This window comes from Nostoc sp., assembly GCF_036917675.1.
Classification (GTDB): Bacteria; Cyanobacteriota; Cyanobacteriia; order Cyanobacteriales; family Nostocaceae; genus Nostoc.
The window spans coordinates 59,238-82,639 of record NZ_JBALCT010000025.1; the positions used below are offsets into that span (position 1 = coordinate 59,238).

The 23,402-nt window shown below is 42.4% G+C and carries 15 protein-coding genes; 3 read left to right on the forward strand and 12 right to left on the reverse strand.

Annotation, left to right across the window (positions count from 1 at the left end):
• Positions 1–39 precede the first annotated feature (39 nt).
• The 12 genes from V7K31_RS09535 to V7K31_RS09590 form a co-directional block, all read right to left on the reverse strand.
• Positions 40–2,820: a hypothetical protein gene (locus tag V7K31_RS09535; RefSeq protein ID WP_335093998.1), complete on the reverse strand. Its 2,781-nt coding sequence runs from the start codon at positions 2,818–2,820 to the stop codon at positions 40–42.
• Positions 2,821–2,927: 107 nt separating this feature from the next.
• The gene (locus V7K31_RS09540; RefSeq protein WP_335093999.1) at positions 2,928–7,124 is read right to left on the reverse strand and encodes a TonB-dependent receptor; all 4,197 of its coding nucleotides are present in this window, start codon (positions 7,122–7,124) and stop codon (positions 2,928–2,930) included.
• On the reverse strand, positions 7,121–8,680 hold the full coding sequence (locus V7K31_RS09545; protein ID WP_335094000.1) for a hypothetical protein: 1,560 nt from the start codon (positions 8,678–8,680) through the stop codon (positions 7,121–7,123). The genes V7K31_RS09540 and V7K31_RS09545 overlap by 4 nt, the downstream gene beginning before the upstream one ends.
• A gap of 200 nt (positions 8,681–8,880) precedes the next feature.
• On the reverse strand, positions 8,881–9,444 hold the full coding sequence (locus V7K31_RS09550; RefSeq protein WP_335094002.1) for a hypothetical protein: 564 nt from the start codon (positions 9,442–9,444) through the stop codon (positions 8,881–8,883).
• Positions 9,445–9,614: 170 nt separating this feature from the next.
• Positions 9,615–12,116: a beta strand repeat-containing protein gene (locus tag V7K31_RS09555; RefSeq protein ID WP_335094004.1), complete on the reverse strand. Its 2,502-nt coding sequence runs from the start codon at positions 12,114–12,116 to the stop codon at positions 9,615–9,617.
• A gap of 601 nt (positions 12,117–12,717) precedes the next feature.
• Entirely contained in the window at positions 12,718–13,314 is a 597-nt protein-coding gene (locus tag V7K31_RS09560) for a CPBP family intramembrane glutamic endopeptidase (protein WP_335094006.1), read from the reverse strand.
• A 216-nt stretch (positions 13,315–13,530) separates the two neighbouring features.
• Positions 13,531–14,598, reverse strand: coding sequence for a DUF3326 domain-containing protein (locus V7K31_RS09565; protein ID WP_335094007.1), 1,068 nt, complete (start codon positions 14,596–14,598; stop codon positions 13,531–13,533).
• Between the two features lie 99 nt (positions 14,599–14,697).
• Entirely contained in the window at positions 14,698–16,335 is a 1,638-nt protein-coding gene (locus V7K31_RS09570) for a glycosyltransferase family 39 protein (protein ID WP_335094008.1), read from the reverse strand.
• Between the two features lie 186 nt (positions 16,336–16,521).
• Complete coding sequence (locus V7K31_RS09575; protein ID WP_335094009.1) at positions 16,522–16,689, reverse strand: hypothetical protein; 168 nt, start codon at positions 16,687–16,689, stop codon at positions 16,522–16,524.
• A gap of 242 nt (positions 16,690–16,931) precedes the next feature.
• Positions 16,932–17,249, reverse strand: a complete 318-nt coding sequence (locus tag V7K31_RS09580; protein WP_335094010.1) for a 2Fe-2S iron-sulfur cluster-binding protein — start codon at positions 17,247–17,249, stop codon at positions 16,932–16,934.
• Between the two features lie 476 nt (positions 17,250–17,725).
• Positions 17,726–18,463, reverse strand: coding sequence for a hypothetical protein (locus tag V7K31_RS09585; protein WP_335094011.1), 738 nt, complete (start codon positions 18,461–18,463; stop codon positions 17,726–17,728).
• Between the two features lie 155 nt (positions 18,464–18,618).
• Positions 18,619–19,650, reverse strand: a complete 1,032-nt coding sequence (locus tag V7K31_RS09590) for a DGQHR domain-containing protein (protein ID WP_335094012.1) — start codon at positions 19,648–19,650, stop codon at positions 18,619–18,621.
• A 205-nt stretch (positions 19,651–19,855) separates the two neighbouring features.
• On the opposite strand from V7K31_RS09590, the gene acnB reads away from it, so the two are divergent.
• From acnB to V7K31_RS09605, 3 genes are all read left to right on the forward strand, one after another.
• Positions 19,856–22,516, forward strand: coding sequence for a bifunctional aconitate hydratase 2/2-methylisocitrate dehydratase (acnB, locus tag V7K31_RS09595; RefSeq protein ID WP_335094013.1), 2,661 nt, complete (start codon positions 19,856–19,858; stop codon positions 22,514–22,516).
• Between the two features lie 198 nt (positions 22,517–22,714).
• Positions 22,715–22,885 (forward strand): hypothetical protein, encoded by a 171-nt coding sequence (locus V7K31_RS09600; protein ID WP_335094014.1) that lies wholly within the window; start codon positions 22,715–22,717, stop codon positions 22,883–22,885.
• Complete coding sequence (locus V7K31_RS09605; protein ID WP_335094017.1) at positions 22,882–23,133, forward strand: endonuclease domain-containing protein; 252 nt, start codon at positions 22,882–22,884, stop codon at positions 23,131–23,133. Before V7K31_RS09600 ends, V7K31_RS09605 begins: the two co-directional genes overlap by 4 nt.
• Positions 23,134–23,402: the final 269 nt, after the last annotated feature.

A 23,402-nucleotide genomic window follows, 5' to 3' on the forward strand; every position in this document is an offset into this window, starting at 1 on the left:
AGTGGATAGTAGTACACTGCGGCGGAAGTTTTCCTACCTTTATTTCACCTTTGCGCGGAAGCGAACAAAGCCATAAGAATTAGCTGGTGTGCCAGATCCAGATGCTGCGGGTAGATTGGGGAAATCGGAACTCCGCGTGATATTCACCATCACAGCCCCATTGATGTTAATGCCACAGGATGATGGTATGCCTGATTCGTTAGCTGTATAAAAATGTCCGCGATCGCTATCTGCTACATTACTCAAATAAACCGTCGGTGTAGTGGAACCAATAGCTAAGGCAATACCTTGATCTGCTCCTGGTAAGCCACCATCATTAGGAGTCATACCATTAAAAGCAGTAGGAATAAAATTAACATTAGTCGGAACTAAGTCACAAAATTTGACATTAGTTGCATTACCCACACCATTGGAAAGAAAATAGATGGTGTATTCCAATTCATCTCCCGGTTTGACAGTGCCAGCATTAATTAATCCTCGCAAGTAGCCAACCGGCCATTTAGGATCGCTATCATCAGTAGCATAAGGTTCTGGTACATAATTGCTGGCATTAGTAGCAACGTCACTGCGTCCATCCACAATATCAGTTAAATCTTGGTTATTGATGCGGGTGATACGTTTAGTTAACAGCAACTTAGGGTTAGAATTAATAATATTTAATACTGTAAATAAAGTGGGGTCATCATCTGCGGTATCGGCAGGATTATTACCAGTATTTACACCATCATCAGTAATTTGCAAGAAGGAATTACCGAGAGTCGGTGGGTTATTGGTAGCGCCAGCAGAATTTGCATCTGTCAACACTGTACCAACAGTTCCGCTAGGATTATCAGGTGTGTTAAAAGTAGCATTTGCTTGGTTACTAATTGGATTACCGCCATTGGCATTGTTAATCGTGGCAGTAATTTTAATGGTGATCGTATCGCCTACACGCAAAATACCAGAATTTGTCACAGCAACAACACCAGCACCGTTGTAACTGGGATTGGGTGTGATGTTATTCCCCGAAGTTGCAGCAGTAATTGCTGCACTCACAAAAGTTAACTGTGGGGGTAATGAGTCGTTAATGACAAAGTTAATTGCATTGCTATTACCTGGATTCAGGTTGGAGTAAGTGAGGGTATATTCGATGCGATCGCCTACAGTCACTGTTCCACTACTATCATAGTCTGTGAGGAACCGAACAGATTTGGTTCCTTTGACATTTGCTTGAGTGTTAGTAGTAATTACCAAGGTAGTAGTGACTGCTTGACTTGGAAAATATGTCCAAGTATCTATCCCCTTAAAGTCACCATAATTACTACTAAATTCATGCTCTCCTGACACACTATTAATCCCTCTAGCGGCATTACGAGGGCTAGTGGCTCCAGTAGCAGTTAAGTTAATCGTCGTATTATTAGCGGTAGTATAATCATTGTCATTGTAATAAATGGTAGTCGATCCAATCTGCTGTCCATTTTGATCTGCAAGGCTAGGAAAAGCAGTAGGAGGGTTTTCCATTGTGATTTTAAACCCCAGAGGATTATTTTCAGCATCCAACATGGGAAAGTGATATTCACCCGACCGCGTTCTGATTATGGCATTGTATGGTACATTTCCTGGTAGAGGTAGGAGATTTGCCCCACTTGCATTCTTCCCATCCCAAAACACCACATTTGAGCCGATAGACAGCACATTTTGTAATACTCTATCGCTACTAGGGTCAAAAATGCCATCATTATTGGTGTCAATAATTATTTGATAACTGCCTGTTGAGATAGCGCTGAAGCTAAAATTGCCTCCCACACCCACATAAGTTTGGTTCCCACTACCTCCAGTACCCCCAGTGAATTTGAACGAAGTCGGTACTGTGGGAACAGTCGCTGCAATCGGAATACTCAAAGCATTGAGGGTTGTGGTGTCGGGTCGATTGAAGAAAACTAGGTGGGTAATGTCTGTTGTAGTATCAGCAACAGTTGGATTTTGGACTCGCACATTGCCGGTAAAGCTCAAAGTATTATCAGTAGCGCCGCCAGCAGAATGGTAAACAGTGCTGTTATTTGTTGTGTCAAGGTATCCCCGGCTATTAGCAAAAAAGATGAAGCCAAAAGGATCGACTCCATTCATGTCAGTTTCGTACCGATACCCATCTTTGGTTTCAATATAAAGCTTAGAGTTGAGTCCTAAATTAGCAGGAGCGCCATTAGCCCCAGCATTTCCTCCCATATTCATAGCGATATAGTTGGTAAATACTCGCCCTTTTTTGGTAACGCCGTTACTATCTCGAACTGTGATATCCCAAGCAGCTACCCCTGCACGTTGAGTACTATCTGTAGGAAATGCCGCCGTTGCATCTATTGGTGGCGGATTGTTTGTACCACTTGTATCGGGAGAACGAAATTCAACTTCGTAAATACCAGTTTCTGTAGCGACGAAACTACAAGGGGTATAGCCACCACTATTAGGTAAAGGGCCGGCCGTTTCTTTGGCAACGGTGTTAATAAAACCAAAACCAGTAGCTAGAACATTACAAGAGCTATTTTGACCACCAAAGGGACTGCGGTAGACAATATCTTGGGGGTCTGAGAAACTAGCAGGCACACTAGAGCCAAGATTAACTGTTTCTCCCGCTTCCACATAAACTTTGAGTGTGGTTTTCCGAATAATACCTGCCGATATTAAATCTGACCATTCTAGGTAGGGTCTGTATCCGCCATCAGAAAGTAACTCTTTGCTGCCTTCAGCCAAGCTAGGTTGAATACTATTTCCTAAAATACACAAAAAAAAGCCCAGGCTACTCAGCCATAGTTTTTGGCGGCTAATTGTTAATGGCTTTTTCATAGTTTTTTTTATTAGGTTGCCCAAAGTGACATAGAATCTACCATCAGCATTCACGTTGAGATTTAAGTCTTTAGTGAAATTACAGTAATATTTTCGTATAAAGAGATTCATATTTTTAGCTTCTCTACCTTTGCGGCTTGATTGACTGCTGGTTGCACTGTAGATTCCTGTTGCTGGCGTAATACAGGTTTTTGCTGTCCAAAGCCGTCAAACAATTCGTTGAGCTTGACGCTGATACCCAAATATGCTCCGCCTGCGGAACGTGTTCCTGAGAAATCCCGGTCATCAACTTTACCAAATACATAGCCAGCAGAAAGGCGTAGGTTAGGCGTGAGGTAGTAGCCTGTTTCAACAACAAAGCCTGTTTCGCTGTAGCTAGACTGACTAATTACACGAGCCTCACCCACCAAATCCCAACTATATCCCAAACGATAGGTAGCTCTGAATTGCGCCAGATTTACTGTACTCGTACCAGCTAAATCGTTAGCTAAATAAGAAGTACTGTTACGCAAAGCATACTTACCGTAGAATTCCCATTGCCAGTTAGGGGCATAAATAGCTTCTAAAGCAAAGGTATGGTCTTGGGAACCTGTACCACTTCCTAACAAAATAGTGTCAGGGATGGTTGAGGGATTTTGGCGATATTCATAACGCAACAAAGCATTAAATTTATCGTTATTGGGGTCGCGGTAGGCTAAACCCAGCTTCAGGTTAGCAGTATCTCCCAATCCTGAAAGCTTTTGATTGGAAGAACCGGCTTGTTGATAACGTACCAAGGCTGTGAGAGAGCGAGAAATTTTACCCGCAGCAGCTGCGGTAATTACTGTATTGCCACCACCAGAAGAAGAACGATGTTCATAACGGGCGCTGGCTTGAAACTGCGGATTATCACTGTATTCCAGCCCCACACTGTAGCTATCGCCACCATCAAATCCGATCGCGGATGCTGATTGACCAACAGCGAAGGGCTGGGCATATTGTTGACCCGCCGCAGTTCGTCCGAAGAAGTTGCCAAATACGTGTTCGTAAGCTAAGTTCAGCCGCAATCCCGAAGCAATTGTCCAGCGATTATTTAGACCAATCGCCCCTTGAGTAGTCATTTCGTTAGCACCACCCAAAATTGAGTAACGACCGGTCAAGGTGGTATCTGATCCGAGTTTGTGTTCACCGTTGACACTTAAGCTGGTGATGGAATTACCCGAAAATTGACCACTACTGTAAAACTGTTGGGCTAGACTGACGCTGACACCAGGAATTACCGCCCAATTCAACCCTAAAATGGTACGGTCTGGATAAATAGCATCTTTTTGGGAAGATAAACTCAGTTCATTTTGGGCTTGAAAAGTCAGGTTCTTAGCTAGAGGAATAGAAAAACGCGATCGCAATTGATCAGAATTACTACTTAAGGCGCTGTTGGGGATGTTGTCCTCTCGATGACGATGAATCCAATCCACATCCAGAGTAGCTTTACCCAAGCGTTGTTGAATCCCAGCAGAAATCGTCGTCAGAGAATTATCAACTTGGCTCCCAGGTATGGCCTCAGAACGCGGTGCAAACAGTTCTTCAAAAGTATCTAGGGGTTGAGGAGCAATCCCAAAATTGTCTTCGTGGTCATATTGCGCTCTAACATTGGTAGTTGAGGTCACTTTAGCTGTAACCTGCGCTCCATAACGGGTTTGTCCTGGGACAAAGCTGATGGTGGCATTATTGGCAAAACCCGTATCAGCAAAGCGATAATAGGCACGACCTTGAATCCCTCTGGCAATTTCTCCCTCAGCTTCCAATCGATACGCATCACCACTGATCTTTCCTACAACATCAGAATCATTAGTGGAATGGGCATATTCTGCGATTAACTTCCCCTTTTCACCCAAAGCAATCAACGCATCTGCGCCGTAGAGTTGAAAGTCGCGCGCCCCGTGATTTTCTTGAACGTAAGTTGCTCCTATCCAACTTTCTTGGTTGAGCTTGCGGGAAAGGTTATATTGCAGACGACCAGCATAGATATTGCTGTTAGAGTTTTGGTCGTCGTATTGATAAGTAACAACAATCCGGCGTACCAACACTTGTCCAGTTTGATCAATATCGGTGCGAAGAATCGGTTCGCGGAATAATAAGGTACCGCGATCGTAGTCAATTTCGTAGTCTGGGCCTCGGTTTAGCTGTTTGCGTTCTAGTACAGTCCCAGGACGATTGAGTTCTTCTAACTCAATAAAGACATTTTCGCTACCTCCTTGTAGTAGTCTGCGAGAGAGGAAGTAATAACCACTAGTACCATCGGGAGCAATGGTATCTCGTTGAAATCCCTCTAAGTTGTTGCCATACAAACCTGTAATTTGTAAGTTTCCTAAGTTGTAGTTAGCTTTAAAACCGTGGAGTTGACGGGTGATAGAAGTAAATTGCTGCGATCGCCGAGCAAATTCTTCTGTGTTATAGTCACCCCACATCGCATAATCAGGATCAGAGCCGGGGATACGGGCCGAACGCTCAAAACGCAGATATATGCTGTCAGTGGAAGGAGCAAGAACATCAACGTTGGAGCTATCGCCATAGACAGGATAGTTTTGCTCGCTAGATTGGTAAGTTTTAAATAGGCGGTTATCGCAGTCGCAATCTTCATTGAGGTTACGAGAACTGTTGTATGCACCTGTAAACAACCATTCCCCGATCGCACCAGTGGCAAATATCGCTGAATGGAAATCTAATTGCGTTCTGTTGTCTTTGTCAGGAGGGAGGAAATCACGGAAACTACCGTAATAATTTGTACCTCTAGCGCCCAAACGCAAATCTATTATCCCTGTTACCAAACTCGGACGCAGTGCTGTTTCAAATTGCAGTTCGGTAAACGCTTCTAAATTATTAGCGATCGCCCGAATTCGGACAGTTTGCGCTTTCAACTGCGATCGTAAAATCGCTGTAAATTGCCCCGCTTTTGCCTCCACTTGAAATCCGGGTTGATCGGGTTTGAAGTCTTTCCCAACCAACTCGCCAGCAGTAGGTATGAGAGTGATAACAGCATCACGATTAGAGCGATTGCCACTTGCATCGATGAGTTGACCCCGGATTGTCGCTGTAGAACGTCCATCGGCCGGGATACGAGACTCAACTGTTTCTAAAGTTAATTGCTGTGGCGCTCCTCGGACTGCGACTTGCACCGTTACAGAGGGTTCTTTTCCACCAATAACTTGTGCAGAGATGGCGTTATTACCTTCTTTTAACGAGACACCAAACCATGTCTGCGTTACTAAGTTGGTGGTGGAATCACTTTCCGTCCGTCCAACTAAGGAAGAGTCTACCAAGGTGCCATTGACTCGCAATTCCACCTGACTACCAACAGGAAATTGCAGAATCACCGTGGTAGCTGGGACATCTACAACGCTGTCAGCTGTCGGAATCAGGATTTTAATTGCTGTAGAAATGGGGGGGAGTGGAGGAGTGGGGGACGCCGAAGGCTGTGTCGTGCCGGCCAATGGCATCGTTGGAGTGGAAGAGGGGGGGAGTGGAGGAGTGGGGGACGCCGAAGGCTGTGTCGTGCCGGCCAATGGCGTCGTTGGAGTGGAAGAGGGGGGGAGTGGAGGAGTAGGGGACAGGGGAAGATTTTTATCCATCCCTTGTCCTTGCGTCCCCGTGTCCTCGACTCCGGCTATTTTGCGTAAGCCTCTAGGTAAACCTACAGAAGTTGCTGGTTGAAATGGTTGTATTTCCGTTGAAGAAGCTTGAAACTGTGTCTCGGTGTCTTTGCGTGCGTCGTTTTTATCCTCTACTCCTGCTATTTTGCGTAAACCTCTCGGTAAATCAATAGAAGTTGCTGGTTGAAATGGTTGTATTTCTGTTTCACTTGGCTGGACATCTGGAATTGAAGTATCAGTAGTTGTTGTTGAAGAAGTTGAGGTAAATTCGAGAGGTGAAAATTGCTGCTCAGAACTTCTCAAATGATGGAGAGAATTTGAATCCAGACTTTTTTCAGCAACTTTATTCTGATCCGTTTGATCTTCAACCTGACTTTTCACATCATCTGAAAAAATCAAAGTGGAACCTAACCCCCTAGCCCCCTTCCCTTGTAGGGAAGGGGGAGAATTCAAAGCCTCTCCTGGACTTGTAGGGGAGAGGTTTTCCAGATCCCCTGAAAAGTCAGAATCTTCCATACCTTTGTCTGTTTGCAAAGGAGAATCGGAGATCAAAACGTTTTCACTCGTGAGTTCTGCTTTGACTATTGCAGGGTACAAAACGAGGCTGAGAGCTATCGGCATTACCCCCATCAATCTCAGGTTCAATCTAGTTGCACAGATGAGTTTAGGTTTCATTTCTTCACTGACTCCTGGAAGGTGGCGGTAACAGCGAAGTTCATACGTACCAAGCCACCAGGCTCCAAATGCACCAAGCGAGATTGGCTATTGCGTTCGCGGAATTTTTCGTTGGGAGCTAGAGTGTAACCGGGTACACTGCTGAGGTCTAGTACACCTGTGTGATATCCAGGTAAGGCATTAGCTAATGAGAACAAACCATTAGGATCTGTAGTGATGCGGTTTCCATCCTCTAGAAAAATCACCGCATTTGGTACCCCAGGCTCACCAGACTGTTGTTCACCGTCAAAGTTTTTATCAACAAACACCCGACCGATAATCGTGCCACAGTCAGAAACGATTCCTGCACGAATTTTCAATTGGTGCGTTGCTGGGCCATCCTTGATGCTAAAACGGTTATCAGCTCGTTGAGCATTAACGATCGCACTATTACGACCAGTACCACGCAGCGCATCGGCTGTTAGTTGAGCCGCGTAGGCAATATTCAAGACTTTCTCTGTGGGAATCGTTACGTCTGTGCGGAATGTCACTGTGTTACCATTGCGTTCTGAGGTGAGAGTAACTGCTTTACCATCCAACTCTCCCCGCACAGATTTGGGCAAAAACTGGAATCCTAAAGGTAGGTTGTCGGTGACAAATAGATTATTCAAATCAGCATCAGCGAGATTTTTTACCGACAGGCGGTAGATTACCGTATCTCCAGGTTCAGCAGCAGCGCGATCGCCTGTTTTGATAATCTGCAACTGATTGGCTTGACATAAATTTGTAGTGAATTCAAAGGCTAATAAGTCCAATCCCACAACATCTGCATTTGGAACCAAGACAACTGTTTGCTCTACTCTGGTTTCGCCTGTCAGATTAATTGGTTCACCATCCAGAGAAGTAGCAACATACCGCACGACATTATTACCTTGTGTGCCACTGCTAGCAAGGATTTCAATCTTGATGCGTCGTTGTTTGTAGATAGAATTCGGCGGTGGATTAACTACAAAAATGTAGCTTTTACCTGGATCAGTTTGACCCTTATTCGGATCGAGTAGGAAATTGTAGAAACCCGCAGGGTTATTCGTAACGAAGTAGGGGTTACTATTCTCGGTATTTGGCGATTTACCGCTAGGAACGTTGTTATTAGGAATATCTGGTAACTCTGTTCGAGTCAAAGCAACCAAGCTGCCTAATTCTGTCCCCGTTGGGTCGCTAGAGTTAGGTTGATATACGCCAACTGAAAAACCTGTATAGTCAGTTAAAATTGTGCCAGCGCAACCTAATATCCGCCCTAATGGATCAACTAATCGGTTAGAACTAATAGGACTAACATTGATCTGACTAGAACTTCCTTGATATTCAGAATTACTAGTAGAATCTGTATAAGTATAAGTAGCTTGATTTGTTAACGGCAAAGACGTAGCCAGATTATTAGTTTCTTGCGCGATCGCTGGTACAGGTATAGTAATATGTAAAAAACTTCCCAGGATAATACTTGCTGTTAACCTTTGCCGCCAGCTAGTGCTAGAAGTAATTTGCTTTTGTTTTTGAGAACGGCTCACTGAACACATCTCTTCTGGAATGCCAATATTATTTTTAATAAAAATGCTTATTTATTTCTGGAAATCCAAAACTATTAAATAGTATTTCCAAAAAATTAACTGCTACATTAATCAGATTTTATTGCTGAAATATGGCGTGAAAGTTGTTCTTGGTCATTTGTAATTACAAAGGACAAATGACCAATGACAAAGGACAACCTCAATCTCAATCAGCGCACTTGGGCTTGATAAGTTGCCTTAACTGTTGTCTTGGCTGCAAGTGACGGAATCTGCAAACGGATATTGGTGTAAGCAATGGCTGGTGCTGGTTTGGTTTCCACTTTGCCGTCAGGAAGAGTAACTTTAACAGTAGGATTTTCGACAAAGCTGCGCCCGCCATCAATGCTATAAATAACTTTGGCATTGTTGGAGACATTAGCAGATTTCAGCACGTAGACCATTCCTTTAGGAATAGGTTGATTAAGAGTCAAATTCCTCACTGGGCGATCGCTCTTATTTTCGCCACTCAAGGTATATCGCAACACATCACCTGGTCGCACCACAACTTGACCTTTCAAAGGTTGCCATGTCTTGCTTTGCTTACCTTGTTGATCCTGTGCTACCACTTGCTTTTCTGCCTCTAAGCGCAATTGTATTTGCCCTTGAGTTTTGACATTTTGAGCAACGGCGCTTGTAGAATGCCATACATTTGCGATTCCCGGAACTTGACTGACAAATGGCACTGTAGCAATCAGTGCGATCGCTCCTAAACCTGCAAGAGAAATACGCTTCATATAAATAACCTCAAAAACTTCCAGAATGTTGATTGTTGATTTATCTTTCCCTGTTTTCGCTGGGGAATAATCAGTTTGTAGTTAGCGCTTTAGTCCCAAATCGCCAACTACAAATACAGATGTGCTATCACACCCCTCTTTGTTTACAAAAAGGGGTGAAATCAAGCTATCTAGTTAACCTTGCGTTGGAAGATAAATGTTCTTTGCACAGTCGGTGCAACTTGTCCAGTCACACCATCTACATACTTACTCACATCCGTGTTTGCCGTAGTTCCAGTTTGGTCATTACCAGAGTTAGTCGCTGGATTACCACTGAAGAATTGAATAGTTGATGTCCCAGAATCCTTAGCTGAACCAACAATGTTGCTAGTATCAATTTGACTGTTGTTATCGTTATCTTTCGCCCAGTTGTTGGGAGCTTGCGTACCATCTTCAGTAATCACAATCTTGTCAGCATTCAGAATCAGATTTCCGGTTCCCACTTGAGAAGTAGAAATATTTTTGTAAGTAATGCGATACTCAATAATGTTTCCTGGGGCGGGTTTTTTGGATGTAACACTAAATGTGCCATCAGCAGCTACTGGCAGTGCTGGCCCAGTTCCTTGTAAAACTCGTGACTCTTTCAGCAATTGCAAGAAGCCAGTGTATACACGGTCAATGCTGACGTTAGTAGCTGTATCATCAGCTAAACCATTATTGTTTGTATCAATAAAAGCGATGATTGCTGTGGGGAAGCCGCGTTCGATAGTAGTTGCGACAGTTGCACCTTGAGCAGTGGTATCAGTTGAAAGTGGCGTACCAGCAGGCAGGTCAACACTTACACCATAGTTAGCCTTACCACCATTCGCTGGAACTGCACTAATTTGCAGTGGATTAGTGGCACTAATTGGGTTGCCCCCGACTGTACCCGTAGCACTTATGAATTGAAAAGTTGTGCCATTGTATTTGTAAGTAGCTGATAAACTTTGATAGGATAACGTCACCACTGTATTCGTAGGCAAATCACCTGGTGTTGCTGGTGGTGTAGGTACCAGAGAAATATTGGCAACAGATGTACCCGTATTCTGAACTGTGTTAGTAAAGGATACCGCAGCCGGATCAACTGTTGAGCCAGGAATGCTATTAGGTGGAATTAGTGCTGATTTATTGGTGAAGTCATCATTGTTGCTGGTGGGTCCAACGGCATCAGGCACTCCATTTGGTCCATTCAATAGAGAGACGGGAGCAACTGCTGAGAGGGTAGTTTTGTTGTAATTCCCAGTCGGACTATTAGTACCAGTGTTATTATTCCCTGTGTCAATGTTAGCGGGAGCAGGAGTTACCGTGTCAGAGCCGGCATCTGTTGTAGTAGGAAAGGTTTGATTAGTGGAGTTAAAGTTATCTGGGTTTTGATCTCCTGAGTTGTCATAGATTTTGTTGGTCGAGTCTCCAACCGTTGTACCGGCCACTTGAGCGATGTTGTAAATGTTTGGGCTACCTGCACTTGCACCAGTAGTCTTAATTTGGATGCTAAAACCGCTAACTGTTGTCCCAGTAGCAACTGAAGTCACAACGGTAGGATCGTTAACGAAACCGACTCGTGTAACTGAACTCAAGGATCCTGGGGCGGTATATGACCACGTAGCCAATTCAGCATTTGTACTAGTAGCAGTAGTCGTGTAAACTACTTTCCAGCCTGATGGAGCAACTGGAGTGCTATTAAGCACTGTATTTGCTGGAATAGCATCAGAAACTAAGATATGAGCAACACTATCAAGAGTGATAGTTGTACCAGCCAAAGCTGCCGGGGTAACACCACTATTAGTTACATCGTTAGACTCAACCCGCAAGCTCAAACCATAAGTTAGCAGGTCATCAGTCAGATCAGTAGAAGTGCTATTATTACTATAGGCTGTCTTAGTTTTGAGGATAGTTGCTAACGCCTTACTTTTGGCAGTATTTCCTACTGGAATCTGCTGGGTAGCACTGGCTTCTCTCACACCATTGATTGAGGCTCCTGCTACGTTGCCATTATCTACAGTATAAACGTCACCACCATCAGCAATCCGGGGTTGGTTTTGAGCATCACCAGGAGTTTGTCCTAGTCTGGCAGTGATAATATCGCCTGTTTGAGCGCCAGCTTGCACGGTAACTGGTACACGCACCAACACAGTACCATTAACTGCGATCGCACCTGTAGTTAGTCCACCAGCAGGAATATTTGTCCAAGTTGCACCGCCATCAGTACTGTATTGCAAGTTACCACTAGACGGCGTAGCACCAGTCTTATCTACGGGTAGTACCCCAGAAACTGTGGCTGGCCCTGTTGTTGTCGCTAAGTTAGGAATCTGGAATTTGGTGAGGTCGTTACCGACGTTGGTTACAGTGTAAGTGTAAACCAGTGTCTGACCAGGGCTAGCAGTACCTGCAATCCCAGAACCTGTAACAGTAATACCAGCCACCTCTGCGACAGTCACGGTGACAGTGTTAGATGTGGAATTGATGGGACTCCCTGGACTGTTGGGATCTTCGTAGGTCGCTGTCGCGGTGTTACTGATAGATGTACCCGCAGTAGTTCCGTCAGCTAATACAGGTGAGACAAATTGGAAAAAGCTACCAGTTAATAATGCTGTTACTACTAGAGATTGGTAAAGTTTACGCTGGTTGTTTACTGATTTATTTTGTTTTATCATGGATGTAGTTTGTTTATTTACTGGACTTGGATCTTGAATTTTGAGACACGATAAAGTTCGGCAATTCCTTAAAGAATTACCGACTGTAGCTGCCCAAAACTTCAACGTTTCGGGAATGCATATTTAATGAGCTAAATTATTGACACTCCTTAAAAACTACATTGAGGCAACAACCAGAAATAAGTTGTCTACTCCTTGATATTCAACGCTGGCAATCACAAATATATGCAATGTATTACTGTATGATTAATTGTCTATGTAAAAATAATAGTACCTTTTGTAACAGAAAAGGGCTTCCGTATAAATAACTAACTTTTTTAGGTATGAAGTCGAACTGCTCAGTGAGCAACCGTAGGCATCCTGTCTATTGCAGGTGCTGTGGAATGGATGCGGTAACGGCGCAGGGGTTGTTTAAAAACTTTTTGTTCCCTACGAATTTATTTTGGAAGAGGAAGAGACACTGATAGAGATTGGAGAGGCCATTAGCCGGAAAATTGTCAGTTAACCTCGCACTTGTGAACAACTGGATATATCCAGTTGCTGCAACTGTTAACTATCAAATTTAATTAAATATCGCACTCATTCCTACTAAGCTCAAAATTTATTTTTTAATTGCCGACAATTGTGACATTTTCCAGAAATAGCTAGAAATCCAATTGGTAATAATGTGAGCGACAATCGGCACTAATAAGTTGCCCGTGAGCAGGGCGCTATATGCCAATATCATCCCGACAATTGTTGCCCAAATCACATAAGGCCATTGTTGGGAACCGCTAAAATGCAAGATGCCAAAGCAAAGACTGGATACAATTAAAGCTGTAAGATCAGCGCCTAAAGCTGGCAGCATCACACCCCTAAATAATAATTCTTCACTCAACCCTGGTAGCAACCCCAGCCAAATTAAGTCTGGTAAAGCTAAAGGTTTCAGTACCACTTCTAGGTAATAATCTGCACTTTTACGATAGGCAGTCCAAAGGCGATAAGTTAAGCCACTTAACGCGGTGATGACGAACCCCAACCCTACACCTAACAGCAACTCTCTTTGGTTCAAGTCCCAAGAAAATAGGACGAAGTTGCCAAAGTGCAATGAAAGTTTGGCGACTATCAACAAAATGATTGCAGTCGCTCCCATCGCCCCAAGTACTTGGATGCGTGTTAAGTATGGAATTTCTGGCTCTTGCTTGTGTTGTTCAACCACGGGTTTTTAAGGGGAGTGGGGAGTGGGGGAGAATGGTTTGTATGCAATATACTCTGACCTCTCTCCAAACCTCTCTCCTAAAAGGAGAGAGGCTTTGAATCTTACTCCTCTTCCCTTGTAGGGAAGGGGCTGGGGATTAGGTCTGTATTGGATTCAACACAGAAGCGCTACAGTCTGAATTCTAACTTTTAACTCCTAACACCTAACTGCTAACTCCTAACTTTTAACTATTGACTGCAAAGGTAATAATTTGGGACGGAGGGCGGAGGGATTGATGCCTGCTTTGTGTGCTGCTAATACACCTACAGCTTCTAAATATGAGTTTACCTGTATAGCTTTGATCCCCAAGGGTTGGGGAGGAACTTTTATAAGAGTTTTATTTTCTTCTACTGTAATTATTTGGCATCGTCTTTGGCTTAAACTTAGTAAGGCGCTGCTACCACAAGCTGTTGCAGGTGCGATCGCAGCATCCACTTCATCTGCCCAAATATCTTCTTGCTCTGATGCGATCGCTCCTTTGTCTATGATAAATTGTGGCGCACGACTTAATCCTACAAGAACGCACGGCAAAAAGGTATAGCCCAATTCTTCGGCGGCGGAACGCGGAGATAAATCAGGTTTTGGAGGTTCGCTCAAAAGGGCAGGAGAATGGGCGCAAGGAATTTGAAAGTTTCGCACTAGCAAATGACTAATTACGGCTTCTGCACCCGCTAAAGGATCAACCCCTTCACCGTGGCGATATTTCTCTACTGCTTCTGAGTCTATATCATCGGGGAAACGGGCAACAACTGCGATCGCTTCTGCCCCCGCTTTTTTTATTAATATCTCAGCTGCCCGTAACAAGCTATCTGGGTTGCCAATTGTTCCCCAACTAGCCCCTGATGCTGTAGTCCGTAATTCTACTTTTAAGGGTGCATCAGTAATTACATAATCTGTTAAGGTCAATCCCAGAGTTGCTCTAACTGCATCTGCTGCTTGTATATGTCGTAGCAGTAACACTGGCTCAATACCTTGGTCTAAAAGCAAACCTACTTTGTTGTTACGGACTGGACGCAAACCCCAGCATCCAGAGGCGAATTTGTCAAGCCCGTAACCTTCAACATAAAAAGCGTTTGGGAGATTCCAATACAAAGAAGCACCATTAAGGACATTGGGGTGAGTAATTAGGCGATCGCAAACCTGTGCTATAACCTTAGCAACAGGCAAAGCATCTCCAGCATAACCCCCAATGGCAGCCCCAACGCCAGTTGGTACAATTAAGATAGCTGTGTATGGACGATTCATATTGAGCGCTGAATTATGAATTAGACCTCTTGCAAAGGAGTTTTGTGTTTAGTTATTCCCTATGGTTGATAGCTTACCTAATATCCATTCTTTCTCTAGCTAAGTTTGCCGCTCTAGTTTTTTTAAAATAGGAATAACTCTCCAAAGCACAGGTTGGTCTGTTGAGAATTTAGCAAATCTAAATACAATAGGTTCAAATTTATAATTTTGCTGTTTGGCTAATTCCTTAAACCTGACTTTTCTAGTCTGATAGCGGTATAAAAAAACATCACTAAAAGGCTTTAATTCTCCTACTGTTGGCAGATAAACTTTAAATGTCTCGGTCTGGGAAGGTTTAAAGATAATTTGTACATTTGGGTTAAGTGAATGGCTTAAAGATAGAATATCACCCACTGATGTATCACTAATAATTAAAAGAGGGTGAGTTGTCTGATTAATAATTTTTGCAACAGCAATATTTTCCCCATTACGACCTTTGTTATACCAAACTGTTGCTTGAGCATTGATAGCGCAGGACAAGATACTTCCCGAAAATAGGATAACTAAGAGTAATTGCCAAAATTTTTGATGCCAAAATTTTAACGAAGGATTAGCTAAATTTCTTCCTAGCAAGTAAGCAATAGCTAATTGCACTCCTAAGAAACTAGGAATCATGTATCGTGATGCTATGGAGCGCATTCCTCCAAAAATCAAATCTGGCACCATTAAAGGTAGTGTGCTAACGCAAGTCAGAAGGATAATCAATAACCAAACTGATATGGGTGTTTGACGACAGAGGCAATAAAAAGCATATACGATCAAGACTAACAATACTCGATGCACATAAAAATCCCAGGGTTCTTGATTAAGATCAAAAAAGATCCGACCAAGGTGCTGAATCCAGATATCTTTTAGTTCTGAGTTTTTAAGATGGAATATGAATGTCCAATCGAGATCTTTCTTGGCTTGAGATTGATTAATGATCAGAATCCAAGCCGAAGGAAGAAAAACTATAAAACCTAGTAGAGATGCTACCAGGTAACTTTTGACAATCCTTCGATGGCGAAACCCATAGATAAGTATTACATAAAGACCATGAGCGATCGCCACCAGTCCAGCCAGAAGAAATGTATAAAGGTTTATTATCAGAGTAAGTGTATAAATAACCCAGCTAATTCTAGTTTTTAGTCGTATTGCCCGCAGTAAAGCTGCGGTTGAAAGTAAAGTAGTTACAGTCCATAGGCTGTATTGTCTCGACTCCTGAGAGTAAAGCAGATGAAATGGCGAGACAGCAATTAGTCCTATTGTTAACCATGTAGGCAACTTGTCAGCGAAAATGCCTGTTTCAACAAATAGCTCTTGACACAGCCAATAAGCGCATGGGAATGCTAGGAGACTAAGGAGCGCAGGTAACAATCTAGCTAATGCTACTGAACTACCAATACTATGTAACCAAAAATGTAGCAACCCGTAGTATAGCGGCGGATGCTGCGGATCTTCTTTGGCTAGACTTTTGGCTACATCAATAACGCTTCTTGTTCCATCAGGGTGCTGATATCGCTGGAGTTCCGTTACACTAACTACTGACTTTTCGGAAAAGTGTTGAACAACATCTTCTTGGGTATAACCAGAAGCTCGCAGAGATGTTATGGCTTCATCATACCAGTAGACTTTATCCTCAAGGTGAGTAAAACGGAAAAATATGCCTAATACCAACACAATAGCGAGGAAAAAACGCAATAATAACTTGTATTTCATGCTTAATCAATTACAAAGGAATTCATCTCAGTGACTAACTAACTGTTATCTACAAGTCAGTCGAAGACTGACGCTCACGGCGGAAGCCTAATCCCGTACAGACGCGATTAATCGCGTCTGTACTCCCTGTCTACGGAAATAAGTTCTCCAAATCAAAGCGGATTCCTATAACTCTTAAGTGAAAAGTTACGTTACCACGGCTTCAACTGTAGCTTTTTGTTGGTCAACGTCCACAGAGGTAATTGCCCAACGAAGGGGTTCACCCTGTTTGTTCAACTCTGTTTCAATTGCTTTTAGTAATTCTGCGGGAGTTTCTTTTAAATCGATTTCTGCGGTAATAAAATGAGTCGTCATCTTGGTAACTCCTGTTGACTTGTAGTTTCTAGAATAGCTGATATCAGTTGCTAGGAAATACTAATATTATTTATCAGGTTTGGAACTTTTTACAGAACAGTTATTCAGTTATGAATAATCATCCGATATACTGATATAGCGTTTCCTAATCATAGTCCCCTCCTCGCTTGCGGGGAGGGGGTTGGGGGTGGGGTTCTTGTAGCTTACAAAGGCTGAGAAGCGCTATAACTATTCACTGATTATTAGTCTTTGCCAAATTGTAACTGATAAACTACATCTTCTTTTTCCGTCTGAAGTTTCAAATCAGAAAGGGGTTTAGCAATACAAAGCAATACGTAGCCTTGCTTTTGCAAATCAGGACTAACGCCCATACCATCAGTTTGATCGACAGTTCCCTCAGTGATTTGACCGGCGCAAGTTGTGCAAACACCTGCATGACAAGAACTTGGCAAATCTAAACCAGCAGCATCGGCAACTGATAAGATAGTTTCATCTTCAGGAACTTGCAAGGTATGAATTTTATCTTGGTGATCAATTTCTACGATGTAAATTTTGGGCATATATAAAATAAGCGTGATACAGAGGACAAATAGATTATTTTATCTGATAAATAGACATAGTACCAAGTTAACAAAGATAAAAAGAGAATTATTTTCAAAGATTTTTATCGATAAAAATAGCTATACAGTGATAATTATAAGTCCTTGCTAGACAAAAAAAATTAAATGTTACCCCTACAGTAAATAGGGTAGCTTACGTGAAACCTGGGTTGATCACAGATATTACCAAAGGCCAAACACCATTTTTCTGGCATTCCCTTGAGAAACCATCCTGACAACAAAAAAGTGATACCTATCGGTAAGCTTTCGTGCGGAACGCTGGTAGTAGCTAGCTTGCTTTTCTGGAGTAGTATGCTAACACACCTCATTTTACACCAAAGAGCGATCGCGACACACAAACCCACTTAACAAATTATCTCTCCTCATTTTTCACAATCAGGTTAGGTAAATAAAGTTGATTATATTAGCAATATCCATTAAAATTCATCTTTTTCTACAAGTTCTGAATCAAAAATTAACCAATTTTGAAAGTAGTCCTTAATCCATTCACTCACATCAGCATACTTCTCTTCAATGGCTTTTAATCTATTTTTCATATTCCTTTGATAATAACTCTGATATTCTATATTTCTGATGGCAATGACATTTAAGGTATAACTTAACATCCTTAATCTCGCTATAGCCAATTTTAAGTTTCTCCGAGATAAATTCGGTGTTCTTGAGTCTTCTTTATTTTCCTTAAAGGGACAATACTGATTATCTCTAATAATTTTGTGAAATTCTTGAGTCTCTAAATCTAACTCATAAAAAGCATCTGGAGAAATTTCATAGTTAATTTTATTTCTTATTTCTGATTCATTACCTAAGTCAAAAGGTTTAATCCCAATATTCCAAAACCTATCAATTCCTTTACGGCTTCTAAAATCGCTAAAATTTTCAAAAAATCGTTTAACCTGTCTTTGATGTTCATCTGCTGAATTAGCAATACCTTTGATGTGAATGTTCTTTTTTTGATAATCTTTTTCTTGACAATCTACAGAGCGAGATACCCAAGTTGTAAAGTTAAGTTGTGTTCTGTTTAAACCTTGGATTAAGAAAAAATTAGAATAATAGGAAGTAACAAAACCCCAACTGAAATATCCTTTTTTGATTAAATGGTCAGTAGAGCAAATATTTAAAACAGCTTTGGATAAAAGTTTCTCAATATCAGTCAATATATAATTGTTTGCATCTGAGATAATAAATCCTTTTTCATAATCTTCCTTTAATTTATATAAATCTTCAAAATATGTTTTAAAAGAGCGTTTAGCGTCACCATTACAGTTGCTAAAAGCAATAGCAATTTCTTAAAACGTTAATGACACACTTTCTAATCTCCAATCATCACTACAAAATCTTCTCGAACCGCATTTTTTAGTCGGCTAACCATCATTTCACCAGCTTTTTCTTGCGCTTTAAAACCTCCTCCACTTGTTAAATTATCTTTATCAAACTTAAAATCTTGAATTAGCCGAAGAAGTTTAATTTTATTTTCAGTATTAAACATTTGATATTTTTGCATAACCAAATTAAAAATCTCATAAAATGCTTTCCTAAGACCACCAAATCCAACTGTTTTCAGAATATATGATTTTGGATCATCCCATTGTTCTAGAAACACTGCTTTAATAGAACGAAAGTAAATTTCAAAAACTTTATATTGTTGCTCAAAACCTAAGTTAGCAAGTTTTCCTGTTCTGGGTTCTACATAATCTTTAGCTTGGTTAACAAATTCACTTAAAGATATACCAAGCCCAGCATCCCCTGTTCTTCTAATTAATTCATACAAAGGACTTTCATCTGTTTCATTTAATCTAGTCGCAATTTCTGTTGCTCGTCTTTCTGCTGTAACTCCTTCTTCATCGAAATCTTCAATATCTCCTTCTAACAAATTAAGTAGGTCTAAATAAAGAGATGCAGGAACACCTTTTTGGGTTTTATTAATTTTGATAAACAGTCGAGCCTGATCCTTAACAGATAATCCCAAAGTAGCAACTACCATTAATAGAAAGTCAGGGTTTGCTTCATAACAACCTTTGATTCGATGCTGACCATCTATGATAAGCCCCAGAGATTCTGTGTCATTTAAAGTTAATAAATTATCATTTTTTAAGTAAGAAAATTTACCTTCATCAATATTGACTAAGATAGAATTGGGTATAATACCTTGCTCTTGATTAATATAAGTTGTTATTTCTTTGATTCTAGGCTTAGAAAAGGATCTTTGATATCCTAATTTCTTATCATTAATTCTCCGAGACACATCAAACCGCTCATAAATCATTCGAGCATTAGTGATAAATAAAAGTATAGGTATATTATTTTGAATTACTTGAAATGCTGAAAGTTGTATGTTGCTCATAAATAGTAGATTTTTTGATAAAAGATATTGTTTGTATTATAATATAAACAAATTAGATTATTATGGTGTTCATCTTTCATTGTATTATACAAAAGCGTTACGGTGAAACGCTTTAAAGGATAAAATTACGGTAAAGTTTTATGAATAAACGCTGCCCAAAACTCTCGCTTTTTAACGGTAAATCACTCCACTGGAGAACATAAAAATGCTGGAATCATATCGTAAACACGTTGCCGAAAGAGCAGCACTGGGAATTTCTCCCTTACCATTAGATGCAAAGCAAACATCTGAACTGTGCGAATTACTGAAAAATCCGCCAAAGGGTCAAGAGGATATATTATTGCATTTATTGAGCGATCGCGTTTCTCCTGGTGTTGATCCAGCAGCTTATGTCAAAGCTGGATTTCTCACCGCCATTGCCAAAAAGGAAATCACCAGTCCCTTGATTGGGCGCATAGAAGCGGTGGAATTGCTGGGGACGATGGTAGGTGGTTACAATGTGCAATCTTTAATCGATTTGCTGCAATGGCCTACCGTATCCCTGTCAGACTCATCTGAAACACCTCTAGTGATGGGTGGACAAGGAAAGGAACCCATCGCCGCCTACGCCGCCAACGCCTTAAGCAAAATCCTCTTGGTGTACGACGCCTTCCACGATGTTTTAGAGTTATCTAAAACCAATCCTTTCGCCAAGCGGGTGATTGACTCTTGGGCGGAAGCTGAATGGTTTACCCTTCGTCCCACAGTTCCAGAAGCGATTACTGTCACCGTTTTTAAAGTCCCCGGCGAAACCAATACCGACGACTTATCTCCCGCCCAAAGTGCCACAACTCGCCCAGATATTCCCTTACACGCCTTAGTGATGTTAGAGTCACGACAACCGGGAAGCTTGGCAACCATTGCCGAGTTGAAGAAAAAAGGGCATCCTGTAGCTTACGTGGGGGATGTAGTTGGTACAGGTTCCTCGCGTAAATCTGCCATCAACTCGGTATTGTGGCATACAGGAAATAATATACCTTTTGTGCCAAACAAACGCGCTGGGGGTTATGTTTTAGGTGGTGCGATCGCGCCTATCTTCTTTAACACAGCAGAAGATGCCGGTGCTTTGCCTATCCAGTGCGATGTCAGCAAACTTGAAACCGGCGCGGTGATTACCATCCATCCCTACAAAGGCGAAATCACCAACGAAGTAGGCGAAGTCATTTCCACCTTTGCCCTCAAACCTGACACCATCCTCGATGAAGTTCGCGCCGGTGGACGCATCCCCCTACTTATCGGACGTACCCTCACCGACAAAACCCGTCATGCACTCGGTTTAGAACCCAGCACCGTCTTTACCCGTCCCCAGCAAGCATTTGATACAGGTAAAGGCTACAGCCTAGCACAGAAAATGGTAGGTAAAGCTTGCGGATTACCTGGTGTGCGTCCCGGCACATCCTGCGAACCCATCATCACTACCGTTGGTTCCCAGGACACCACAGGCCCCATGACCCGCGACGAATTGACAGAACTCGCCTGTCTTGGTTTCAGTGCAGACTTAGTGATTCAGAGTTTCTGCCACACAGCTGCTTATCCCAAACCAGTAGACATCAAAACTCATCACGAACTCCCCGATTTCTTTGCCTCCCGTGGCGGTGTTGCCCTGCGTCCCGGTGATGGTATCATCCACTCTTGGTTAAACCGGATGCTGCTACCCGACACCGTAGGAACTGGCGGCGACTCGCACACCCGCTTCCCCTTAGGTATTTCCTTCCCCGCCGGTTCTGGATTAGTGGCGTTTGCGGCGGCTTTGGGTGTCATGCCTTTAGATATGCCAGAGTCAGTTTTGGTAAAATTTAAAGGAGAATTGCAACCAGGTATCACTCTGCGCGATGTCGTGAATGCCATTCCCTACGTGGCAATTCAAAAAGGTTTGCTGACAGCAGAGAAGCAGAATAAGAAAAATATCTTCTCCGGGCGAATTTTAGAAATAGAAGGTTTGCCAGATTTAAAAGTTGAACAAGCCTTTGAACTTACCGATGCTAGTGCCGAGCGTTCTTGTGCAGGATGTACAATTAAGCTGAGTGTAGAGACAATTTCTGAATATCTGCGTTCCAACGTCGCCCTGCTGAAAAATATGATAGCACGGGGCTATCATGATCCGCGTACCATGCTGCGCCGTGTGGCAAAGATGGAAGAATGGTTAGCAAATCCCGTGTTATTAGAAGGTGATGCCGATGCGGAGTATGCCGAAATAATTGAAATTGATTTGAACGAAATCAAAGAACCAATTGTAGCTGCTCCCAATGACCCCGATAATGTTAAGTTATTATCGGAAGTTGCTAATGATCCAGTACAAGAAGTATTCGTCGGTTCATGTATGACGAATATCGGTCATTATCGGGCAACAGCCAAAGTTTTGGAAGGCGCGGGTGAAGTGAAGACTCGCCTGTGGATTTCACCACCAACGCGCATGGATGAACACCAACTTAAAGAAGAAGGTATATATAGCATTTTTGGGGCTGCGGGTGCGCGTACAGAAATGCCAGGGTGCAGTTTGTGCATGGGTAATCAGGCGCGAGTTGCTGATGGGACAACGGTATTTTCTACCTCTACCCGCAACTTCAATAATCGCATGGGTAAAGATGCGCGAGTGTATCTTGGTTCAGCAGAATTAGCCGCAGTTTGTGCGTTGCTGGGACGGCTTCCCACAGTGCAGGAATATTTGGATATAGTGGCGAGTAGAATTCATCCTTTTGCAGATGATTTGTATCGGTATTTGAACTTTGATCAAATCGTCGGTTTTGAGGATGAAGGAAGAGTGATTGCGTTGGAAGATATGCCGAGGCTTGAGGATATTTTGGGTATGCCAACTGCGGCGAGGTAGGTAATACTAGGGTGGGCAATGCCCACCTAATTTTGTAAGATCACTAAAATAAATTACGACCATCCCAAGATATCTGACCTAACCCCCCAGCCCCCTTCCCTTCTTCCAGGGAAGGGGGAGAAATCCGGCTCCCCTCTCCGCCTCGGAGAGGGGTTGGGGGAGAGGTCACACATAAAAATCTATTTTCATACTTCATAAATGAATAATCCAACACCCGAAGAACCCTATCCACTGATAAAAGAGGGAACTCGTAATATTGTAATCGGATATAAAGTAGACTTAGTTAAAGTGCAACGTGCCAAAGAGCTTCGTCAGCAAATGACACCAGAAGAAAAATTATTTGGCAATATCTTCGTGCTAATCGCCTGAATGGTTTACACTTTCGCCGTCAGCAGATTATCAATGGATTTATTGCTGATTTCTACTGTCACGCAACTAGATTAGTGATAGAAGTGGATGGCAAAATTCATGAACAACAAGCCGAATATGATGCAGAACGTGACAAAGTTTTGTCAGCCAGGGGACTGCGTTTGTTGCGAATTAAAAATGAAGAAGTGAGACACGAACTTGATAAAGTTTTAATGCGTATTTCCACAGCTTGTTCTCAAGAGACCTAACCCCCCAGCCCCCTTCCCTACGCAGGGTGGATTAATTGTCATCCTAGAAAAATTGAAACCCTTATTCTTCCGTTCATGAATCGAGTTACCCTGTTAGCAGACTGACGAGGTTACGGGGATTCCAAATTTTCTCTGTACACAATTAATCCACCCTGCCCAGCCCCCTTCCCTACGAGGGAAGGCAGGGTGGATTAATTGTCGAGAGAGAAAAGTTTTTCTCTCTGGACCGTTGAACTCACAGGCATTGCACAAGATGAGTCGGAGTGGTG

Excerpts from the sequence above, each read along its gene's own strand:
- V7K31_RS09535 (WP_335093998.1), bottom strand. The coding sequence starts at position 2,820 with ATGAAAAAGCCATTAACAATTAGCCGCCAAAAACTATGGCTGAGTAGC.
- V7K31_RS09540 (WP_335093999.1), bottom strand. The coding sequence starts at position 7,124 with ATGAAACCTAAACTCATCTGTGCAACTAGATTGAACCTGAGATTGATG.
- V7K31_RS09545 (WP_335094000.1), bottom strand. The coding sequence starts at position 8,680 with ATGTGTTCAGTGAGCCGTTCTCAAAAACAAAAGCAAATTACTTCTAGC.
- V7K31_RS09550 (WP_335094002.1), bottom strand. The coding sequence starts at position 9,444 with ATGAAGCGTATTTCTCTTGCAGGTTTAGGAGCGATCGCACTGATTGCT.
- V7K31_RS09555 (WP_335094004.1), bottom strand. The coding sequence starts at position 12,116 with ATGATAAAACAAAATAAATCAGTAAACAACCAGCGTAAACTTTACCAA.
- V7K31_RS09565 (WP_335094007.1), bottom strand. The coding sequence starts at position 14,598 with ATGAATCGTCCATACACAGCTATCTTAATTGTACCAACTGGCGTTGGG.
- V7K31_RS09570 (WP_335094008.1), bottom strand. The coding sequence starts at position 16,335 with ATGAAATACAAGTTATTATTGCGTTTTTTCCTCGCTATTGTGTTGGTA.
- V7K31_RS09575 (WP_335094009.1), bottom strand. The coding sequence starts at position 16,689 with ATGACGACTCATTTTATTACCGCAGAAATCGATTTAAAAGAAACTCCC.
- V7K31_RS09580 (WP_335094010.1), bottom strand. The coding sequence starts at position 17,249 with ATGCCCAAAATTTACATCGTAGAAATTGATCACCAAGATAAAATTCAT.
- V7K31_RS09590 (WP_335094012.1), bottom strand. The coding sequence starts at position 19,650 with ATGAGCAACATACAACTTTCAGCATTTCAAGTAATTCAAAATAATATA.
- acnB (WP_335094013.1), top strand. The coding sequence starts at position 19,856 with ATGCTGGAATCATATCGTAAACACGTTGCCGAAAGAGCAGCACTGGGA.
- V7K31_RS09600 (WP_335094014.1), top strand. The coding sequence starts at position 22,715 with ATGAATAATCCAACACCCGAAGAACCCTATCCACTGATAAAAGAGGGA.